The 21,098-nt window shown below is 63.6% G+C and carries 16 protein-coding genes and 1 tRNA gene; 11 read left to right on the forward strand and 6 right to left on the reverse strand.

The features are described from left to right. Positions 1-4 precede the first annotated feature (4 nt). Together hsdR and ACNJX8_RS38425 are read right to left on the reverse strand one after the other, a co-directional pair. Positions 5-3,391 (reverse strand): type I restriction-modification system endonuclease, encoded by a 3,387-nt coding sequence (hsdR, locus tag ACNJX8_RS38420; protein WP_439358851.1) that lies wholly within the window; start codon positions 3,389-3,391, stop codon positions 5-7. Between the two features lie 541 nt (positions 3,392-3,932). Continuing rightward, a tRNA-Met gene (locus tag ACNJX8_RS38425) sits at positions 3,933-4,009 on the reverse strand. Positions 4,010-4,319: 310 nt separating this feature from the next. On the opposite strand from ACNJX8_RS38425, the gene ACNJX8_RS38430 reads away from it, so the two are divergent. Beyond that, positions 4,320-5,789: a coniferyl aldehyde dehydrogenase gene (locus ACNJX8_RS38430; RefSeq protein WP_439358852.1), complete on the forward strand. Its 1,470-nt coding sequence runs from the start codon at positions 4,320-4,322 to the stop codon at positions 5,787-5,789. Positions 5,790-6,037: 248 nt separating this feature from the next. Here ACNJX8_RS38430 and ACNJX8_RS38435 read toward each other — a convergent pair whose 3' ends face one another. Then, positions 6,038-6,799, reverse strand: a complete 762-nt coding sequence (locus tag ACNJX8_RS38435; RefSeq protein ID WP_439358853.1) for an SDR family oxidoreductase — start codon at positions 6,797-6,799, stop codon at positions 6,038-6,040. A gap of 137 nt (positions 6,800-6,936) precedes the next feature. Here ACNJX8_RS38435 and ACNJX8_RS38440 point away from each other — a divergent pair, with 137 nt between their 5' ends. Both ACNJX8_RS38440 and ACNJX8_RS38445 read left to right on the forward strand, forming a co-directional pair. Further along, positions 6,937-7,449, forward strand: coding sequence for a CvpA family protein (locus ACNJX8_RS38440; RefSeq protein ID WP_128955613.1), 513 nt, complete (start codon positions 6,937-6,939; stop codon positions 7,447-7,449). A gap of 128 nt (positions 7,450-7,577) precedes the next feature. Further along, positions 7,578-8,360 carry an SDR family oxidoreductase gene (locus tag ACNJX8_RS38445; RefSeq protein ID WP_128936735.1) on the forward strand — a complete coding sequence of 261 codons (783 nt, stop codon included), beginning with the start codon at positions 7,578-7,580 and terminating at the stop codon, positions 8,358-8,360. 196 nt (positions 8,361-8,556) lie between these two features. Here the strand turns inward: ACNJX8_RS38445 and ACNJX8_RS38450 are convergent, their stop codons facing one another. Next, positions 8,557-9,033, reverse strand: coding sequence for a DUF3775 domain-containing protein (locus ACNJX8_RS38450; protein ID WP_128936737.1), 477 nt, complete (start codon positions 9,031-9,033; stop codon positions 8,557-8,559). 126 nt (positions 9,034-9,159) lie between these two features. On the opposite strand from ACNJX8_RS38450, the gene ACNJX8_RS38455 reads away from it, so the two are divergent. The 7 genes from ACNJX8_RS38455 (at position 9,160) to ACNJX8_RS38485 (ending at position 16,840) form a co-directional block, all read left to right on the forward strand. Next, the gene (locus ACNJX8_RS38455) at positions 9,160-10,011 is read left to right on the forward strand and encodes an MBL fold metallo-hydrolase (protein WP_439362036.1); all 852 of its coding nucleotides are present in this window, start codon (positions 9,160-9,162) and stop codon (positions 10,009-10,011) included. Positions 10,012-10,231: 220 nt separating this feature from the next. Continuing rightward, on the forward strand, positions 10,232-11,074 hold the full coding sequence (locus ACNJX8_RS38460) for a fumarylacetoacetate hydrolase family protein (RefSeq protein WP_439358854.1): 843 nt from the start codon (positions 10,232-10,234) through the stop codon (positions 11,072-11,074). Between the two features lie 145 nt (positions 11,075-11,219). After that, a complete protein-coding gene (locus ACNJX8_RS38465; RefSeq protein ID WP_439358855.1) occupies positions 11,220-11,831 on the forward strand; it encodes a glutathione S-transferase family protein in 612 nt (203 codons plus the stop codon). 15 nt (positions 11,832-11,846) lie between these two features. Then, entirely contained in the window at positions 11,847-12,716 is an 870-nt protein-coding gene (locus tag ACNJX8_RS38470; protein WP_439358856.1) for an MBL fold metallo-hydrolase, read from the forward strand. A gap of 215 nt (positions 12,717-12,931) precedes the next feature. Continuing rightward, positions 12,932-14,080, forward strand: a complete 1,149-nt coding sequence (locus ACNJX8_RS38475; RefSeq protein ID WP_439358857.1) for an alpha/beta fold hydrolase — start codon at positions 12,932-12,934, stop codon at positions 14,078-14,080. A 65-nt stretch (positions 14,081-14,145) separates the two neighbouring features. Further along, the gene (mbfA, locus tag ACNJX8_RS38480) at positions 14,146-15,117 is read left to right on the forward strand and encodes an iron exporter MbfA (protein ID WP_439358858.1); all 972 of its coding nucleotides are present in this window, start codon (positions 14,146-14,148) and stop codon (positions 15,115-15,117) included. Positions 15,118-15,367: 250 nt separating this feature from the next. After that, the gene (locus ACNJX8_RS38485) at positions 15,368-16,840 is read left to right on the forward strand and encodes an amidase (RefSeq protein WP_439358859.1); all 1,473 of its coding nucleotides are present in this window, start codon (positions 15,368-15,370) and stop codon (positions 16,838-16,840) included. A gap of 235 nt (positions 16,841-17,075) precedes the next feature. On the opposite strand, the gene ACNJX8_RS38490 is transcribed toward ACNJX8_RS38485, so the two are convergent. Beyond that, positions 17,076-18,164 (reverse strand): Zn-dependent alcohol dehydrogenase, encoded by a 1,089-nt coding sequence (locus tag ACNJX8_RS38490; RefSeq protein ID WP_439358860.1) that lies wholly within the window; start codon positions 18,162-18,164, stop codon positions 17,076-17,078. Positions 18,165-18,236: 72 nt separating this feature from the next. Continuing rightward, positions 18,237-20,021: an acyl-CoA dehydrogenase family protein gene (locus tag ACNJX8_RS38495; protein ID WP_439358861.1), complete on the reverse strand. Its 1,785-nt coding sequence runs from the start codon at positions 20,019-20,021 to the stop codon at positions 18,237-18,239. A 222-nt stretch (positions 20,022-20,243) separates the two neighbouring features. On the opposite strand from ACNJX8_RS38495, the gene ACNJX8_RS38500 reads away from it, so the two are divergent. After that, complete coding sequence (locus ACNJX8_RS38500) at positions 20,244-20,945, forward strand: SDR family oxidoreductase (protein WP_128936745.1); 702 nt, start codon at positions 20,244-20,246, stop codon at positions 20,943-20,945. Positions 20,946-21,098 lie beyond the last annotated feature (153 nt).

Consider the following 21,098-nt stretch of genomic DNA (forward strand, 5'->3'; position numbering starts at 1 on the left):
CCGTTCATGCGACGTGGCTATCCCAGATCGCGGTGTTGAGGTCTTTCAGGACATCACCTAACCCGTGATCGAACTCGCGGTCCACCCGTTCGAAGCCGCCAGCCTGTGCAAACAAGGGATCGGCTAGAATTTCGGGGTCGCCCACGGGCTGCTCCTTGAGGACACGGCCGATGCGAACCAGCCATTGTCGCTGGGCTCCCGTCCAGTTCCGGCTTGCGATGATTCGCTGCACGCCGTTTTCGACCCGCGTCGCATAGGGCACCAGCGGATCGCCAATCGCAGCCTGTCGGACGAAGCCAATGATATGGGCAGCAATGTCGGCGTTGCGCGCCCGGCCGTACGCCTGCCGCAGGCTGGCCTCCGAGAACCCGTTTTCGTCGAGCAACACGGCGAGCGCCTTCAGCTCTTTCCGCGTGAGTTCGCGCGGCTTCTGAGTGGCCGCGATTAGGGCCGGCGCGGCGTTCATGTTGGTGCGCACGAAGGTTTCGAAGCTTTCGATATAGTCGGCCGGGCTGGCCCTTCCGCCGAAATCGTCCTCGACGCAGACCAGTTCATCCGAATGGTCGGAAATGTAGATGCCATCGCGGTTGCCGGCGGCGGGATTGGCGGCATCAAGAATGGAAGCCAGCAGAGGATGTTGCTGGAACAGAGCAAGCGTGTCCGGGGCCGGCGCAGCCTTCAGACTATCCACCAGCGCGGTCAGCGGGCCGAGCACCGTTTCCAGGGTTTCGCGCCGCTCAGGAGCGATGTACTTGATGCGCTGCCGAAGCTTTACGACGATCTGGTCGCGGACGAAGGCGCGATCCTCGTCGGTCCCCGCGCGCTGGAGATCGCCCACAAGGGTGGCGAAAGACAGCGAGGGATCGACCACCACTGGCCGCATGTCCGTGACGTCCTGCAGGTTGGCATAAATATCGACGGCGTCGAAAATGCGGAAATATTCCTTGCCAATCTCGTCGCAGCGTCGCGTGGCGCGGCCAATCATCTGGTCGTAGAGGATGCGGCTATTGACCCGCCGAACAAAGACAAGATTGGTGATCGCGGGCACGTCGATACCGGTGGTCAGCAGATCGACGGTCACCACGTATTTTGGGCGCGGGTCGTTCTTGAAGGCCTTGATGCGATCGAGCGGCTTGTCGACCGAACCGGTGATTTTTTCAACGAGGTCGTGCGGCTGAAGCCCATATTCATCTTTGAGGGCGGCGCCAAGCTCCTCCACGAGAACGTCCGCGTGGTCGTCGCGCGCCGCGAACAGAAGCGTCTTGCCGCGCTCGGTGGGCGGACATTCGCGTGCCACGGCGTCGGCGACTGCGCGGTTAAAGGCGCGGGTGTAAACCTTCTTGTTGAATTCAGCGACTTCGAAATCAACCTGATCCTCAAGGTTGAATAGGTCGATCTGACCGGTGCGCGGATTGATGATGTTGACTTCCTCGCCCTGCTCGAAGCTGATTCCAGTCTGGCTCAACGCCGTGGTGATCCGACGCGGCGGACGATGATCGATTAGGTAGCCATCAATGACCGCTTGTCGGTAGCCATAATGAAAGACCGGAAGTCCGAAGATTTCCCGCGTGTGGAGAGCCGGAGTCGCGGTCAGCGCGACCCGCGTCGCGTCGAAATAGTCGAGCACCCGGCGGTATGCTGATAGATAGTCTTCGAGATTGCGGAAACCGAGATCATCTTCGCGCAATTCGGCATCCAGCGTATAGCCGCGGTGCGCTTCGTCGACGATAATGAGGTCGTAGGTGCCAGGTGTCGGTCGCGCCGCGTCAGGATCCTCAAAGATGCGCCGGATCATGGCCTGGACGGTCGCGACCTGAACCCGATCGGTCGCCTCCGGGAATTTCCGGGTGAGATCGGCAACTGGGAACACCTGATCGAACTTGAGGAAGCCGGCGGTGTCTGTGGTGCTCAAAGCATCGAGGGTCTGACGTCCCAGCGCATTGCGGTCGACCAGGAACAGAATGCGGCGAAAGCGTTTGCGACGGAGGAGCTCGTACATTAGCGCAATCGCCAGACGGGTCTTCCCCGTTCCGGTCGCCATAGCGAGGAGAATGTGCTGCTGGCCTCTGGCAATTGCGGCTTCGACGGCAACAATGGCGTCACTCTGATACGGACGCAATCCGCTGACGCCTAATTCGCGCTCGGCAAGCTCGTTCACATTGTCGGTGACCTGATCAAGCCTTTCCCTGAGATCGAGGGGCGAGAACCACTCGGGCAGGGCACGCGGCGGGCCGCCGGTCGGTCGGGCATCCCAAAACCAGATACCCGATTTGGTCGCGAGTTGCTTCACGTAAGGTCGCCCGTTAGTAACGAACAGGAACGGCGCGCGAAATTTTTCGAGACCATGGAGCCAAGGGCTTCCGGGGCAAGTCTCGTCGGACGTCAGTTTGATGTCCCGAGCATAGCGCTTCGACTGCCCGAGCCGACCGGGCACGTCCTTGACCGCGCGCTTGGCTTCGATCACTCCGACGCAACGCCCTTCGATGAAGAGCGCATAGTCGACCGGCCCGCTTTCCGTCGGCCACTCCGCAATCGCGATGGCCTGTCCCGGTTGCGGCCGTGTCCCGTTTGCGTAGCGAAGCTCGCGGCTATCGACGAGCCAACCCGCCGCATCCAACTGATCGTCAATAAGGATGCGAGTAGTCGCCTCATCCAGTTCGATCTGATCCGCCTGCCGATTGGCGAGTTGGGTGAGCAGGTCGAGCTGTAGTGGCGGAGCAGATTCTGCGGCGACCTGCGACGCCTTGAGGGCGGCCTCGGTTTTGCGCAGACCCGCTTCTGTTTCTGCGGCATAGCTCTCCCAGAACTGCTTATCCTGCCGGTGCACTTCTGCTTCTGAGATCGCGCGCAGCCGGGCGTCCTCAGCGTCGCGGAAGGAAAGCAACGCTTTCGCCGCTTCGTCAGAGCTAACGCGGACTTGCTTGCGCAGTTCTTCCAGTTCGGCCCTTAGACCGCTCGTCGCATCGAACGGGGGCGTCGGCGGCACAAACGGCCCGGGTTTGTAGGTCGGCTTCCCACCATAGCTCTGCTGGAACCAGACGGCAGCGCCGCGCGCGATCTTGAGCGCGGAAAGCGCATCAGCGGTCGTCCCCACGTTCTCGTGGACCGCGAGATTTCCTACGCGCTTCAGGTGGAAAAAGAGATTGGCGACCTCGGTCGGCAGGATCGAGCGGATCTTCAACGTGCGCAGCACTTCGTCGAACGTAACCGCATTCGAGGGTAGCAGGCCATGCCGGGCCGCGATCTCCTTGGCAAGAAATTCGGCCAGTTGACGAAGCTTGATCAGGGTCGAGGGAGCATCGTCAAAGAAGTAGCGCTCAGCGAGCGCGCCCAAACGGGCAAGGCGTTCGTCCTGTGCGGCAAGAAAATCGAAGTTGCTTGAGATCCCCATCGAAAGTGGAAGGTACCCATCTGCGCTTCAAACTCAAGGAGTTGAGGCGACCGGCAGGTACTACTTAAGTGCTTGGCATTTCGAAGCCCCCGGCTATTTGTCGGGATTTGGCCCACTCGCTCCGCTAAAACAGGAGGTATCGGTTGGTAACGATTGACAGTCCCTCGTTCTTATTGGTTGAGCGAGAGAGATCCAAACCGATGCCCTAATAAGCCATTGGTTTTACGGAAAATCTCGTACTAGACCAATTTTGCGGGTTCTAAGATTCGGAGAAAATTCGGTTCTCCAGATATATCCAGCCCCCAGTTGGATGGATGATGGGAGTTCTCCGTCGGTAAAAATGCGGGAAAACGGCCGCATTTCTGGCCTGTCTGCAGATCGAAGTACGGGATGATTTTGGTGGGGTGGCGGAGCGAGCAGGATTCGAACCGACGGTACGACATCGGCATCGCCGTGGCGACTCGGTGGCGATTTCAGACAAATAAAAAGCCGCTCCGAGGAGCGGCTTTTTGATTTTTTGCTGTCCTTACAGGACCTTATTTGGTTGCGGGGATAGGATTTGAACCTATGACCTTCAGGTTATGAGCCTGACGAGCTACCGGGCTGCTCCACCCCGCGTTAAACACTTGCCTTGCCTTCGCCAAAAGCCGGGGACGGTCGGTTGAGGCCCGCGCTGTTCGCGTGGCTTGCCTCACTCGTCCCAAAGGCTTCCTTGGAAGGCAACCCAGGGCAACGCCCATCGGGTGCGGGGCGTATGTATCAAGGCGGGCCGGCTTTGGAAAGGGCTGCGGGAACGTTTTTTTCGACTTTATGACAACGGATGGACCGATTTTGGGTCCGTTTGGCATGCACTTGCCAGGAGTTCCGCAAAGGGCCAGCTTGGCCGCAACAAAATCAGGGCCGGACGCCCATTTTAGGGAGGAACGCCATGGACCGTACTTTGGACCCTATCTTGGACCCTACCTTGGATCAGTCCCTGACAAGCACCCCGCTGGCCGCGCTGGAGGATGCCTTTCATGTCATGATTGCGCGGTCGCGGGCCGAGCCGGCGCCTGACCTCGCCGAGCGGCTCGACCGGCTGGCGCGGCTGCGCGCGGTGGTCGCGGACAACGAGGAGCGCTTCGGGCAGGCGATCTCGGCCGATTTCGGCCACCGCGCGGCGGTCGAGACCACGATTGCCGAGACCATGCTGGTGTTCTCCGAGATCCGGCACGCCACCAAACATTTGAAGAGCTGGATGACACCGCGGCGCGTTGCCACCGCGCTGCAATTCCTGCCCGCGCGCAACCGGCTGATGCCGCAGCCGCTCGGCGTGGTCGGCATCATCGCGCCCTGGAATTATCCGCTGCAGCTCACGCTCGCGCCCGCGATCGGCGCCATCGCCGCCGGCAACCGGGTCATCATCAAGCCGAGCGAGCTCGTGCCGCACTTCTCGGCGCTGCTGAAGGAGACGGTCGGGCAGAGGTTCGATGCCACCGAAGTGCTCGTCACCGGCATCGAGGACGAGATCGCAAAGGGCTTTGCGCGCCTGCCGTTCGATCATCTCGTCTTCACCGGCTCGACGCGGGTCGGGCGGCTGGTCGCGGAGGCCGCGGGACGCAATCTGACGCCTGTCACGCTCGAGCTCGGCGGCAAGTCGCCGGCGATCATCGACGCCTCGGCCGATCTCAATGAGGCGGCCGAGCGCATCGCCTATGGAAAGCTGCTCAATGCGGGACAAACCTGCATCGCGCCGGATTATGTGCTGGTGCCGGAGAATTCGGTGCAGTCCTTTGCCGAAAAGGTGCGCGCACAGATGCGGCGCATGTTCGGCACCGATCCCGCCAACAAGGACTACACCTCCGTCATCTCCGACCGGCACTATGCCCGGCTCGAAGGCCTCGTCGCGGATGCGACCCAGCGCGGCGCCAAGATCCTGCAACCGGCAAGGCCCGACGATCCCAACTGGAAAGCGCACCGCAAATTCCCGCCGACGCTGATCCTCAGTGCGACCGAAGCGATGGCGGTGATGCAGGAGGAGATCTTTGGGCCCGTGCTGCCGGTGCTGGGCTATCGCGATCCGGCCGACGCCATCGCTTTCGTCAACGCCCGCGACCGGCCGCTGGCGCTGTACTGGTTTGGCAAGGACAGCAACGCGCGCGACGAGGTGCTGGCGCGCACCATCTCCGGCGGCGTCACAATCAACGACTGCCTGTTCCACTTCACGCAAGTCAACCAGCCGATGGGCGGCGTCGGCGCATCCGGCACCGGCGCCTATCACGGCGAATGGGGCTTTCGCACCTTCAGCAAGCTGAAGCCGGTGTTCTATCGCTCCAAGTTCAATCGCCTCGCCGACCTCTATCCGCCCTATGGCGGCAAGATCGCGCGGCTGGAGAAGCTGATGCGGTTCATGTCGTAGGCTGTCTCAACGCCTCGATCATGCCGGCGCTGATCGGTGGCAACACCAATGCACCGACCATCATGATCGCGGAGAAGGCGGCGGATATGCGGTAGCTCCTCTCCCTCTCCCCGTTCTTACGGGGAGAGGGTTGGGGGCCTCTATCCGCGAACTCGGTGAGAGACGGACTCGCGGAGGCTCCCCCTCACCCGGAATTTGCTGCGCAAATTCCGGCCTCTCCCCGCACGCGGGGAGAGGCGAAGACGCGCTCAATTCAGCAAGAACCCGCCGTCCACGGTGACCACACTGCCCGTCATGTAGCGCGAGGCGTTCGACGCCAGTAGCAGGATCGCGCCGTCGAGATCGGATTCGGCGCCGACGCGGCGCTGCGGGATGCGCTTGGCCAGGCGCTCACCTGCGGGCGTCGACCAGAAGGCGTGGTTCATCTCGGTGTCGATGTAGCCGGGCGCGAGCGCGTTGATGCGGATGTTCTGCCCGGCAAGCTCCAGCGCCATCGCCCTGGTCGCCTGGATGATGCCGGCCTTGGAGATCGCGTAGGGCGACACCGCCTTGAGCACGCCGGTGCCGAGCACGGAGGCGATGTTGACGATGTTGCCCGACTGCTTGCGCGCGATCATGCGCCGTGCCACTTCCGTCGCGAGGAAATAGGCGCCCTTGAGGTTGGCGCCGATCACGGCATCCCAATCGGCCTCGGTCTGCTCGGTCGCGAGTTTCTCGATGGCGATGCCGGCATTGTTGATCAGCACGGTGACGGGCCCGAGCGCGGCTTCCGCCGCATCGACAGCCCTGGCGATCGATGCGCTGTCGGTGACGTCGAGCGCGACGGCGGCAGCGCGGCCGCCCTTGCCGCGGATTTCTTCTTCCAGGCTTTTCAGCTTGTCGGTCTGCCGCGCCGCGAGCGCGACGGATGCACCATGGGCCGCCAGCACCCGGGCAAATTGCCGCCCCAGCCCCTGGCTCGCGCCTGTTACGAGGATGGTTTCTTTACTGACGTCGAATAGGTCTGACATGGCGATTTCCTTGGACGACTTGCTCGAGCTTTTGGCGCCCATCAATACAGACGATTTTAGCGATCTGAAACCGGAATGATCGGTTCGGCGTTCATTCGTTCCAGCGCGGCAGCGTTCCCCGAGGTGAGCTCGCACGCATGAACGGTTTCGATCTCGCGGTCTATGCGGCACTCGCCATCGCGGTCGGCCTCGGATTCAGGACCGGGCTGCTGCGCAGCGCCATGACCATCCTCGCCTATCTCCTCGCCGCGCCGATGGCGGTGGCGTTGATGCCGCTGATCGCGCCGCAGATCGCAGCCAATCCGAATTCGCCGCTGCTCCAGAACTGGATCTGGTTCTTCGCCATCTTCGTGGTGGTCGGCATGCTGCTCGGGCATATCGGCCGTGTCGCGCTGAACGACACCATCGGCGAGGCCGGCATCGGCGACCGGCTCGGCGGCGCCGCGCTCGGCGCCATCAGGGTCGGCCTCGTCGCCATCACGCTGGTGGCGGTGTTCGACCAGATCGTGCCGGCCAACCGCGAGCCGCCGTTCCTCGCCGGCTCGCATCTGCGACCGTTGTTCTCGACAGTGGGGCGGATGGGATTCAAATCGCTGCCGCCGGAGGCGGCCGCCGCGATCGACCGCCTCAAGCAGGAGCGGCGGATCTGATCCAGCGCATTTGCATCGCGGCGAGGACGCGCATGCATTTTGGTGCGAGCCCGTCCCTTATCAGCGGCACTGATGTTGGCTAGAGTGGCCGCATCCAAAACCTGCCTGACATTTACGGGAGTGAAACAGTGGATCTTGGGATCAAAGGTCGCCGCGCCATCGTCTGCGCATCCAGCAAGGGCCTCGGGCGCGCCTGCGCCATCGCGCTGGCGGAGGCCGGCGTTCACGTCACGCTGACCGCGCGCGGTGCCGAAGCCTTGAAGAAGACCGCCGATGATATCCGCAAAGCCTATCCTGACGTGACCGTCACCGAGATCGTCGGCGACATCACGACGCCGGCGGGCCGCGAGGCCGTGCTGAAGGCGTGCCCCGAGCCTGATATCCTGATCAACAATGCCGGCGGCCCGCCGCCCGGCGATTTCCGCAACTGGACCCGCGACGACTGGATCAAGGCGATCGACGCCAATATGCTGACGCCGATCGAGCTGATCAAGGCGACGGTGGACGGCATGATGGCGCGTAAGTTCGGCCGCATCGTCAACATCACCTCGGCCGCGGTGAAGGCGCCGATCGACATCCTCGGCCTCTCCAACGGTGCACGCGCCGGCCTCACCGGCTTCATCGCCGGCCTGTCGCGCAAGACCGTGATCAACAACGTCACCATCAACGGCCTGTTGCCTGGTCCGTTCGAGACCGATCGTCTCACCGGCACCGCCAAGGCCGAAGCCGACAAGCGTGGCGTCACGCCGGAGCAGATCCTGACTGAACGTGCCAAGCTCAACCCTGCGGGGCGCTTCGGCCAGCCCGACGAGTTCGGCTATGCCTGCGCCTTCCTCTGCGGCGCCAAGGCCGGCTTCATCACCGGGCAGAACATCTTGCTCGATGGCGGCGCGTTCCCGGGAACGCTATAGTCGCGATTGCAGGTGTACTCGCTCGCCCCGTTCTTACGGGGAGAGGGTTGGGGTGAGGGGCTCTCTCCGCCAAGCACGGTGACAGTTGGATTCGTGGAGACTCCCCCTCACCCGGATTGCATCTTCGATGCAATCCGGCCTCTCCCCGCAAGCGGGGAGAGGCGAAGAAACCCGCAAGCTGGCTAGTTAAGCAAACTCACCGCTGCTTCGTCGCTTCGTCCTCGTCGCGCTCGCTGGGATCGGAGGAATCGGCGGTGAGACGCTCACGGGCCCAGTCGATACCGAATTCGTCGAGTCCGGCAGCGAGCAGATCGCCCAGCATGGGCTCGCCGAGCAGATAGTGCACCGTCTCACGGCGCGGGCTGCTATATTCACCCCGCGCCTCCACGGCACGGGCGCGCAAATCGTCCCAATCATCGATGGTGCCGTCGCCGCGACCGAGCCAGGTCAGCGCGACGAGATCGATCTGCTCGTCCTCGTTCAAGACGATCATGAAGCTGCCGAGCTCGTGGCCGACCGGATCGGAGCCGTTGTCCTCGAGGACGTCGATCGCGTCGTCATCGCTCGGGTTCGAGCCGGAATCCGGATCGGAAGCCGCCTCCTTGACGTCGAATTCGCGCGCCTTCTCGATGATGAAGGCGACCTTGTCCGCGGAAATCGCAAGCTCTGGCATGGCTCCCTCTCCGGCTTCTTTCCGGTTCCTCGCGATAACGCCACATCACCCCAGATGATCCATTGCGCTTGATGGCGGAAAGTGTGCATGTTCCAACGCAAGAGCAAGAACACGGGGATGCGCCGGATGCAGTGGAAGGTCGGCAAGGTCAGGATCACGAAATTCGTCGAAATGGAGACGGTGGGCTCGACCCGCTTCATCCTGCCGGCAGCGACCAACGACGAAATCCGGAAGCTGCCCTGGCTGATCCCGCATTTCGCCACCGAAGAAGGCCGGCTGAAGATGTCGATCCACTCGCTGGTGGTGGAGACGCCTACGCGCCGGATCGTGGTCGACACCGGCCTTGGCAACGACAAGCAGGGCCGCGGCGTCCCGACCTGGAACAACCGCAGCACGCCGTTTCTGGAGACCATGACGGCGGCGGGTTTCCCGCCCGACAGCATCGACACCGTGCTGTGCACGCATCTTCACGTCGACCATGTCGGCTGGAACACGAGGCTGGTCGACGGCCAATGGGTGCCGACCTTTCCGAGGGCGCGCTACGTCTTCGGCAGAACCGAATATGAATACTGGCGCGATTACACGGCCGAACCGGATAAGGTTGCGGTGTTCAACGATTCCGTGAAGCCGGTCGTCGATGCTGACCAGGCCGAGTTCATCCCGAGCGATCACCGGCTCTGCGAGGAAATCAAGCTGATCCCAACCCCGGGCCACAGTCCCGGGCACATGAGCGTCCTGATCGAGTCCGGTGGCGAGCAGGGGCTTCTGACCGGCGACGTTGCCCATCATCCCTGCCAGATGGCGCATCTCGACTGGTGCTCGGTCGTCGATTCCGATCCCGCTCAATCGGCGGCGACCCGGCGCGAGATGTTCTCGCGTTTTGCCGACACGCCGACGCTGGTGATCGGCGGGCATTATTCGGCAGGGCATATCAAGCGGGCGGGAGACGCGTTCAGGTTTGTGGCGTTGCAATCGTAGGGTGGGCAAAACGACTTGTCCGCCGTAGCTCGAAGAGCGAAGGCCGAAGCCTGCCCACCAATGCAAGCCACCGATCGAATTGGAGGGCACGGCGCTCGGCGCCTTTGCCCACCCTCCAAAGATTGGCAGCAATGCGCTCCTCTCTAGGCGGTTGAATTTCCCGCCGCCCTGTTCCATGAAGCTGTTTAACCGATCGGTCCATTCCCAGGGAGAAACGAGAATGAAGCTTGTTCGTTACGGCGAGAAGGGTGCGGAAAAGCCCGGCCTGATCGATAGATCCGGCCAGTTGCGCGACCTGTCGGCGCATGTGAAGGACCTGACCGGTGAAGCCTATTCGCCTGATACCCTGAAGAAGCTGGCAGGCCTCGACCCTGCCTCGCTGCCCGCGGTGTCGGGCAAGCCGCGGTTCGGCGCACCGGTCACCGGCATCTCGAAATTCGTCGCCATCGGCCTCAATTACAGCGACCACGCCAAGGAGACCGGCGCTGCGATCCCGAGCGAGCCGATCATCTTCATGAAGGCGAACACCTCGCTGTCCGGCCCGAACGACGCGGTCGAGAAGCCGCGCGGCTCGACCAAGCTCGACTGGGAGGTCGAGATCGCCGCGATCATCGGCACCCGTGCCAAATATGTCTCGGAAGCCGACGCGCTGAACTACGTCGCCGGCTATTGCGTCTGCAACGACGTCTCCGAGCGCAACTTCCAGACCGAGCGCCTGGGCCAGTGGACCAAGGGCAAGTCGCACGACACATTCGGCCCGCTCGGGCCGTGGCTCGCCACCAAGGACGAGATCAAGGACGTGCAGGACCTGTCGATGTGGCTAGACGTCAACGGCCAACGTCGCCAGACCGGCTCGACCAAGACCATGATCTTCTCCATGGCAAAGTGCGTCTCCTACGTCTCGCAGTTCATGACGCTCCTGCCCGGCGACATCATCACCACGGGCACCCCGCCCGGCGTCGGCCTCGGCATGAAGCCGCCGACCTTCCTCAATGTCGGCGACGTCGTCACGCTCGGCATCGAAGGTCTCGGCGAGCAGCGCCAGGAGATCATCGCGGCGTAAGCTGCGACGACAGCTGTTGCCACACCGTCATTGCGAGGAGCGAAGCGACGAAGCAATCCAGACTATTTCCCCGGAGACAGCCTGGATTGCTTCGCTTCGCTCGCAATGACGAAAACAACTGCCGGATATTCGTCAAGGTACTCACATGAAACTCACCTTCTCCCCCGCCTCGCCCTTTGCCCGCAAGGTGCGCATCGCGGCGATCGAGCTCGGGCTGATCGACAAGATCGAGCTCGTGCCCGCAACCGTCGCGCCGGGCACGGCCAATGAGGATTATTCGCGCATCACGCCGCTGAAGAAGCTGCCGGTGCTGATCACCAATGACGGCGACGTGATTTTGGACTCCTACGTCATCGTCGAATATCTCAACGAGATCGCCGGCGGCAGCCTGATCCCCGGCTACGGGCCGCGGCGCTGGAAGGCCAAGACCAACCATTCGCTGCTCAATGGCATGCTCGATTCCATGCTGCTGTGCCGCTACGAGAAGATGGTGCGGCCGCAGGGCCTGCAATGGCAGGCCTGGTCGGACGACCATTGGAACAGGGCCTGGACCGGCATGGCGCGCTTCGAGAACATGCCAGAGGTGCTGAACGGCCCGTTCGACATCTCGCAGATCGGCCTCGTTTGCGTGCTCGGCTATGCCGACTTCCGCTTCGCCGATTGCGGCTGGCGCAAGGCCTATCCCAAGCTCGATGCCTTCCATCAGAAGATGCTGGAGCGGCCCTCCGTGAAAATCTCGGTGCCGCCTCCAGCGTAAATCGCAGGAGCTCTCATGAGCCTCAAATACTCGGTCGGCGATCTCACCATCCATCGCGTCATCGAGCAGGAAGTCCCCTTCTTCTCGGCGCTGGAGTTCATTCCGGGGCTGACAGCGGAGGTGCTGACCGAGAATCGGGCCTGGATGCGGCAGGCCAAGGCACTGGACGAGCAGGACACGCTGATCCTGTGCTTCCAGTCCTACGTGGTGAAGACGCCGCATCACACCATCCTGATCGACAGCTGTATCGGCAACGACAAGCCGCGGCCGCAGCGACCGAAATGGCACTTGAAGACCGACGACACCTATTTGCGCGGCCTCGCCGCCGCCGGGGTTTCGGCGGGCGACATCGACTTCGTGATGTGCACGCATCTGCATGCCGATCACGTCGGCTGGAACACCCGGCTCGAGAACGGCCGCTGGGTGCCGACCTTCCCCAAGGCGCGCTATGTCTTCGCCAAGCGGGAATTCGACTACTGGACCGAGAACAATGCGAAGGCGGAGGTCCCGCCCTTTGCCGACAGCGTGCTGCCGGTGGTGGAGGCGGGGCGCCACGAACTCGTCGGCGGCGACCATCAGATCGGCGATCACATCCGCATCCTGCCGACGCCCGGCCACACGCCGGGTCATGTCGCCTTCGCCATCGGACGCGGCAAGGACGATGCGGTGTTCTCCGGCGATCTCATCCACTCGCCGCTACAGGCGCTCTATCCGGAGCTGTCGATGAAGTTCGACGTCGATCAGGCCACGGCGGCGAAAACGCGCCGCAGCTTCCTGGAGCGCTATTGCGACAGCGACACGCTGTGCTGCACCGCGCATTTCCCCTCGCCGTCGGTCGGGAAGATCAAGCGCAAGGGCAGCGGATTCGTCTGCGCGGCGGTTTGATCTAGGACGGCTCGCGCTGCGAACTCCCATCCTCCTCTGGAGGGGGAGGATCGGTTCGCATGGAGCGAAGCGGAATGCGAACCGAGGTGGGGTGACGGTCTATCCTCGTTGAACACTGCCCGTGGGGAGAGATCACCCCACCCCGCTCGCGCTGCGCGCGATCGACCCTCCCCCTCCAGGGGAGGGTAAGAGCTCCCGCCCTCACGGAGGAAACGATGACAACGCTCCCCGACATCCCGCTTCCCGCCAGCATTCGCTCGCGTTACGTCGACGGCATCAACGGCTTGAGCGTGCATGTGCTGGAAGCCGGCTTCGAGACCAAGGGCCGGCCCTGCATCCTCCTGCTGCACGGCTTTCCCGAGCTGGCCTTCTCCTGGCGCAAGGTGATGCCGGCGCTCGCCGCCGCCGGCTATCACGTGATCGCGCCGGACCAGCGCGGCTATGGACGCACGACGGGATGGAGCGCTGAGTACGACGACGATCTCGCGCCCTTCTCGCTCTTCAACCTGGTGCGTGATGCGCTCGCCCTGGTGTCGGCTTTCGGCTACCGGCAGGTTGATGTGGTCGGGCATGATTTCGGCAGCCCGGTCGCGGCCTGGTGCGCGCTGGTGCGGCCCGACGTATTCCGTTCGGTGACGATGATGAGCGCGCCGTTCGGCGGACCGCCGCCGCTGCCCTTCAACACAGTCGACACGCCGGCAAAGCCTGCGGCCGAAGACGCAGTGCATCGCGAGCTTGCCGCGCTGCCGCGCCCGCGAAAACACTATCAATGGTACTATTCGACTCGCGCGGCCAACGGCGACATGCACCGCGCGCCCCAGGGCGTGCACGATTTCCTACGCGCCTACTATCATCACAAGAGCGCGGACTGGACCGGCAACAAGCCGCACCCGCTGGAATCGTGGTCGGCAAACGAACTGGCGAAGCTGCCGACCTATTACGTTATGGACCTGAATGAGACCATGCCTGAGACGGTGGCGAAAGAGATGCCGTCGCCGGCCGCGATCGCCGCCAATCAATGGTTGCCCGATCGCGAGCTCGCCTATTACGCCGCCGAATATGGCCGCACCGGATTCCAGGGTGGGCTGCAATGGTATCGCTGCGGTACGTCGGGCGCTTTCAATCGCGAACTGCAACTGTTCTCTGGCCGCAGCATCGACGTGCCCTCCTGCTTCATCTCGGGCAAGCAGGATTGGGGCACCTATCAGCGCCCCGGCGTGTTCGAGGCGATGCAGGCGCGCGCCTGCACGAAGATGCTCGGCTGCCATCTCGTCGACGGCGCCGGTCATTGGGTGCAGCAGGAGCAGCCTGCCGAAGTCACCCGGTTGCTGCTGGACTTTCTCGCAAAGGCCGGCACCGGCTGATTTGACCGGGGAACCGCGGCGTCCTATATAGTTTAGAATAGTTCTAAACCCGTGACAGGGCCGTCGTGAAGAATTTTGCCGATCTGACCGAGCGCGAGGTGCTTGCGGTCGCGATCTCCTCCGAGGAGGAGGACAGTCGCATTTACATGACCTTCGCCGAGGACCTGAAGGAGCGCTATCCGGATTCGGCAAAGCTGTTCGAGCAGATGGCTGAGGAGGAGCGCGGCCATCGGCACATGCTACTGGAAATGTACGAGCAGCGTTTCGGCCAGCACCTGCCGCCGATCCGCCGCGAGGACGTCAAGGGCTTTTTGCGCCGCCGCCCGATCTGGCTGACCAAGAACCTGGCGCTCGATACGATCCGCAGAGAAGTCGAGACCATGGAGCTCGAGGCCGAGCGCTTTTATGCGAAGGCCGCCGAGCAGGCCGAGGACGTCAACGTCCGCCGGCTGCTCGGCGACCTCGCCGAGGCCGAGAAGAGCCACGAGAACACTGCCGCCAGACTGACGGACGAGATCCTCAAGCCCGACGTGCGCGCCGAGGAAGACCGGACGCGGCGACGGATGTTCGTGCTGCAATACGTGCAGCCGGGCCTCGCCGGGTTGATGGACGGATCGGTCTCGACGCTGGCGCCGCTGTTTGCGGCCGCCTTCGCCACGCACCAGAACTGGCAGACATTTCTGGTGGGCCTTGCCGCATCAATCGGCGCCGGCATCAGCATGGGCTTTGCGGAAGCGCTGTCCGACGACGGTTCGCTGACCGGGCGCGGCTCGCCCTGGCTGCGCGGCCTCACCTGCGGCGCAATGACGACGCTCGGCGGACTCGGCCACACCGCGCCCTATCTCGTGCCGGACAGCTGGGCCAACGCATTCTGGATCGCAACCGCAATCGCCTGCGTCGTCGTGTTCTTCGAACTGTGGGCGATCGCCTTCGTCCGCGCGCGCTACATGGACACACCATTCCTCCAGGCCGTATTCCAGATCGTGCTCGGCGGCGCCATCGTGCTGGCGGTGGGGATCGTGATCGGGGCGGCGTAGTAGCCTCACCCTCCGTTGTCATCGCCCGCGAAAGCGGGCGATCCAGTACGCCGCGCCAGATATGGTGAGAGCGAGCTCTCCAACGAAGGCCTCTGGAATACTGGATCGCCCGGTCAAGCCAGGCGATGACAGCGAGTTCTTGAACTCCGTCCGCTCCGTCCCGCCCACATATCAATCGCGATCAAACAGCCGTTGCGGCATTCGGCCAAACTGCGCATCATCGTCCAACAACCAAAGCGGGAGAAGCGCCGTGGCCAAATCGGAATGGAGTTTCAAGAGTGCGGTCGAGCTGTCGGCCGCATTGAGTGCGAAGAAGGTCTCGGCGATCGAGCTCACGCAGGATGCGATCGCCCGTATCGAGCGTCACGACGGCAAGATCAACGCGATCTGCGTCCGGGATTTCGATCGCGCGCTCGGCGCCGCGCGCGAGGCGGACGGTGCGCTGGCGCGCGGCGAAAGCAAAGCGCTGCTCGGCCTCCCCGTCACCGTGAAGGAGTCCTTCAACGTCGCAGGCCTGCCCACGACCTGGGGCTGGACGCCGCAGAAGGATTTCAAGCCGGCGGAGGACGCACTGTCGATCACCCGGGTGAAGAACGCCGGCGGCATCATCCTCGGCAAGACCAACGTTCCCGTCGGCTTGGGCGATTGGCAGAGCTACAACGAGATCTACGGCACCACGAACAATCCGTTCGATCTCGACCGCACGCCTGGCGGCTCATCGGGCGGCTCGTCTGCGGCACTCGCGGCCGGCTACGGACCGCTCTCGCTCGGCTCCGACATCGGCGGCTCGCTGCGGGTGCCCGCCTTCCATTGCGGGGTCTATGCGCACAAGCCGACCTACAATCTCTGCCCGACGCGTGGCCATACGCCGCCGCCATTTCCGGCGATCCCGATGGAGCGCGACATGGCGGTGATCGGCCCGATGGCGCGGAGTGCGGCCGATCTGTCCCTGCTCCTTGAGGTGATGGCAGGCCCCGATCCGCTGGACCTCGGCATCGGATACAAGCTCGTGCTGCCGGAAGCGCGACACCACGCGCTGAAGGATTTTCGGGTACTGGTGATCGACAGCCACCCGTTGCTGCCAGCGAATGCTGACGTTCGTGGCGCGATCGAGAAGCTGGCGGGCCGATTGGCGCGCATGGGCACGCGTGTCGCACGCGAGAGCCCGCTGTTTCCGGATTTCACGGAAGCCTCGCGCCTCTACATGCGCATGCTGATGAGCTTTCTCGGCGCGTTCTTTCCGCCAGACATTCTCGCCGGCGCGCGTGTGGGGGCGGCGCAACTCTCACCTGAGGACAAGAGCCTTACGGCAGAGCGGCTGCGCGGCATGACGTACACGCATCAGGCCTGGGTGTTCGACGAGGGCGCCCGCGCCGGGCTGCGCGCGCAATGGCGGCAATTGTTCAGGACATTCGATGCGGTGATCTGCCCGATCATGCCGACACCGGCCTATCCGCATGATCATTCGCCGCAGCAGGAGACGCGCCGGATCAACATCGACGGCAAGGACCATGTCTATCCGGACCAGCTTGCCTGGCCCGGCATCGCCACGCTGACGGGCCTGCCGGCAACGGCCATTCCGCTCGGTCTGTCGAAGGACGGCCTGCCGGTCGGCGTGCAGATCATCGGGCCGTTCCTCGAGGACCGCACGCCGCTCAAGCTCGCCGAACTGATCGAGCGCGAGTTCGGCGGGTTCTTGCCGCCGAAGATGTTTGATGACTAGTCCTCCCCGTCATTGCGAGCCAACGGGTCCGCGCGAAGCGCGGCCCGATGACAGGCTCCGCGAAGCAATCCAGACTGTCACCGCGGAACGATTCTGGATTGCTTCGTCGCAAGGGTTCCTCGCGGCGGCAGTTCGCTCACACAATTGTCGCGCGGCGTACTGGATCGCCCGGTCGAGCCGGGCGAAGACACCTGAATTGGCGCGACAACGCCCGAACAGCCGGCAAACGCCAGCGTCAGCTATCGAACACGACCACGCTGCGCAGCGTCTTGCCGGCTTTCATGTTGGCAAAGCCCTCGTTGATCTCGTTTAGCTTCAGCTTGGCCGAGATCCAGTCCTCCAGGTGCAGCCGGCCGCGCAGGTAGAAATCGACCAGGCGCGGCATGTCGACGCGGAAATGGTTCGACCCCATCGAGGAGCCCTGGATCTTGCGCTCGCGCAGGAAGTCGAAGCCGTGCAGCTCGATCTTCTGGCCGAACGGGATCATGCCGACGATCGTCGCAGTGCCGCCCGAGGCGAGCATGGCAAAGGCCTGCTCCGCGGTCTCCTTGCGGCCGAGCACCTCGAAGGAATGATGCACGCCGCCATTGGTGAGATCGCGTACCTGCTTCACAACGTCGCCGTCGGCGGGGTTGATGATGTCGGTCGCTCCCAGCTTGGTCGCGAGCTGGAGTTTTGCCGGATTGGTATCGATGGCGATGATGCGGCCGGCGCCGGCGATCTGCGCGCCGTTGATCGCGGCCATGCCGACGCCGCCGCAGCCGATCACCGCCACGGTCTCGCCGGCCGTCACCTTTGCCGTGTTCACAACCGCGCCGTAGCCAGTGATGACGCCGCAACCGATCAGCGCGGCGAGGTCTAGCGGCATTTCTTTGCGGATTTTGACGATCGCGTTCTCGTGCACCAGCATCTGCTCGGCGAAGGACGAGAGGTTGAGAAACTGGTGCAGCTTCTCTGGTCTGGCCCACTGCATCCGGTTGGAGACACCCGGCAGCATCTTCACCGTCGTGTCGGTGCAGAGCACGGTGCGCCCCGTCGTGCAATTGTCGCAGGTGCCGCAGAAGACCGAGAGGCAGGTGACGACGTGATCGCCGGGCTTGACGTAAGTGACGTCGGAGCCGACCTGTTCGACCACGCCGGCGGACTCGTGCCCAAGCACCGCGGGCAGCGGATGCGGATAGAGCCCCTCCATGAAGTGCAGATCGGAGTGACAGAGGCCGGCGACCGCCGTGCGGATCAGGACCTCGCGCGGGCCCGGCTTCGGCAGGCTGATGTCCTCGATGACGAGCGGCTGGTTGACTTCATAGAGGACGGCGGCCTTCATCGGTGTTTCCTCCTTGTTATAATTTCGTTGAGTGCGGGGACTCCACCTCTCCCTACGGGAGAGGTGGAGAGCCTACGCCGCCAGAACCAGTTCGCCAACCTCGCTCATGCCGGCGTCGCGATCGCCGAGCAGCAGCGCGGCGATCTTCTGCTGCACTGGATTTTCCGTCAGCCGGAACGGATCGCTCGGCGACACCCGGTGATCGATCACGAGACGCGACAGCAACAGCCGGCGCGCGTCGCCGCGCATGTCGTGGATGCGATAACCTTCCCAGGCCAGCGCGACGGCGCTGGTGACATGATAGAGCAGGCTGGTGGCGCGACGCGCGTCCGCCTCGTTGTCGGCCTTGCCCGCGACCTCGCGTGCGAAGCCGACCGCACGATCGACAAGACCGCGCAGATTATCGCGCCAGGCCTGCGGCACGGACGCGCTGTCGTCGAGCCGGGCATGCAGATCCGCGGCCAGCGCGGATTCCGCGCCATGACGGCCGACCGCGCGCCGCAGCGCATCGATCGCGACGATGTTTCCGGTGCCTTCCCAGACCGAGCCGAGATGGGCATCGCGCAGCAGGCGGGCGGTGGCGAACTCCTCGATATAACCGATGCCGCCGCGCATCTCGAGCGCATCGCCGCAGACCTTTCGCGCATCGCGCGTGGCGCGGAACTTCAGCGTTGGTGTGAGAATGCGCAACAGCGCCGCCGCATCCTGGCTGCCGGCCTCGGCGCGATCGAGCGCGTCCGCGGTGAGGAAACTCATCGACAGCGCCTGCTCGACCGGCAGCATGATCTTCAGCATCTGCCGGCGACCGAGCGGCAGGTCGATGATACGGTTGCCGAACACCACGCGGTTCTTCGCGACCGTCATTGCATCGTGATAGGCGCGGCGCATCAGCGCGGTGGATTTGACGCCGTTGGAGAGCCGCGACGAGTTCACCATCTCTGCCATCTGCACGAAGCCGCGATCGAGCTTGCCGACGGCATAGGCGATCGCGCCTTCGAGCTTGATCTCGCCCGAGGCCATCGAGCGCGTGCCGAGCTTGTCCTTGAGACGCACGATGCGGTAGTGGTTCTGCGCACCGTCGTCGAGGAAGCGCGGCATCAGGAACAGGCCGACGCCGCGGGTGCCCGGGCCGGCGCCTTCAGGGCGTGCCAGCAGCATCACGACCTTGGCGTCCGCATTCGAGCAGAACCATTTCTCGCCGTAGAGGCGCCAATGGTCGCCCTCCTGCACCGCGCGCGTGGTCAGCGTGCCGACGTCGGAGCCGCCTTCCTTCTCGGTCATGAACTGGCCGCCCTGCGTCAGCTTGCTCATATCCGTCTGCGTGAGACCATCGAGATATTTGGCCTTCAGCGCCTCACTGCCGAAATTCGCCAGCAGCTTGGCGCAGCCGTCGGTGACGTTGATCGGGCAGCCCATGCCGAATTCGGTCTGGTTGAACAGAAAAGTGAAGGCGTGCTTGGCGACCACGGGATATTTGTCCGGCCAGCCCATGATGCCCTTGCGGATCGAGAGCGCGTGGATGCCGAACTCACCGAACGCAACCTTCTCCAATTCGCGATAGGCTGGATGATATTCGATCCACTGCACGTCGCGGCCGAACTTGTCGCGCTGATGCAGGATGGGCGTATGCCGGTCGGCAAGCCGCGCGCATTCGTCGAGCGGGCCGCCGGCGAGTTCGCCGAGGCGATCGAGATGCGGCTCGATATGGCGGAACAGCGTGTCCGGCAGATGGATGCGCAAGAGGTCCGTCAGTGCGGGATCGGCGCGGTAGAAATTCATGCCTGACGTGTCGGGCGCCAGCAGGCCGGACGGTTCGGCCGCGACACGTGCTGGCTGCGCTGGGACCGGCTTGTGCATGATCGTCCTCTTCGTTTCCGCCCGACGGCAATTCTTTGCGCTTGCCGCTTGGAATGATGTCGATCATGCTCCAGAGGCGGATGCGGATAAAGCCGCAAATCGTCAGGGCGGCATGATCGCCGCGGGGGAGCAATTCGCCCTGCGGAATTGTGACCGCCCCGGCTGGTTGTCCGCGCGGACCATGCATAGATCAACGGCTTCCTGTCTCCGAGAGATCACGCCATGGAACACCCAAAATACAAGATCGCGCTCATCGTCGGCGCCGGCGAAGGATTGAGCGCGTCGCTGGCGCGGCTGTTTGCCGCCCAGAACATCCGCGTCGCCCTTGCCGCGCGCAAGATCGAGAAGCTGGGCGCGCTCTGCACCGAGACCGGGGCCAAGGCCTATGCCTGCAACGCCACGGAGCCTGAGGAGGTCGAGCGGCTGTTCGGCCTGGTCGAGCGCGAGATCGGCACGCCCGACCTCGTCGTCTACAACGCCAGCGGCCGCACGCGCGGACCGTTCCTCGACCTGGTCCCTGCCGAAGTCGCGCAGGCGATCGCGGTCAGCGCCTATGGCGGCTTCCTGGTGGCGCAGCAGGCGGCCAAACGCATGCTGCCGAACAAGCACGGCGCGATCCTGTTCACCGGCGCCTCCGCCAGCGTCAAGGGCTATGCGCAGTCGACGCCCTTTGCGATGGGCAAGTTCGCGCTGCGCGGGCTCGCGCAGAGCATGGCGCGCGAATTGTCGCCGCAGGGCATCCATGTCGCGCATTTCGTCATCGATGGCGCGATCCGCAGCGCGGCGCGCACCGAGCCGGCCGACAAGCCGGACTCGATGCTCGACCCCGACGCGATCGCGCAGAGCTATTGGAACGTATTGCAGCAGCCGCGCAGCGCCTGGAGCTGGGAGCTGGAGTTGCGGCCGTGGGTGGAGAATTTTTGAGACGGTGTTTTGTCACAACAATTGTCATTGCGAGCGCAGCGAAGCAATCCAGAGATATCTCCGCGGATACAGACTGGATTGCTTTGTCGCCAGCGCAAAATTGCTTCGCAATTTTGTCGCGGGCTCCTCGCAATGACGGAAGAATAAGGGAGC

Origin of the sequence: Bradyrhizobium sp. SPXBL-04 (genome assembly GCF_051853035.1) — a bacterium.
Taxonomy (GTDB): domain Bacteria; phylum Pseudomonadota; class Alphaproteobacteria; order Rhizobiales; family Xanthobacteraceae; genus Bradyrhizobium; species Bradyrhizobium zhanjiangense.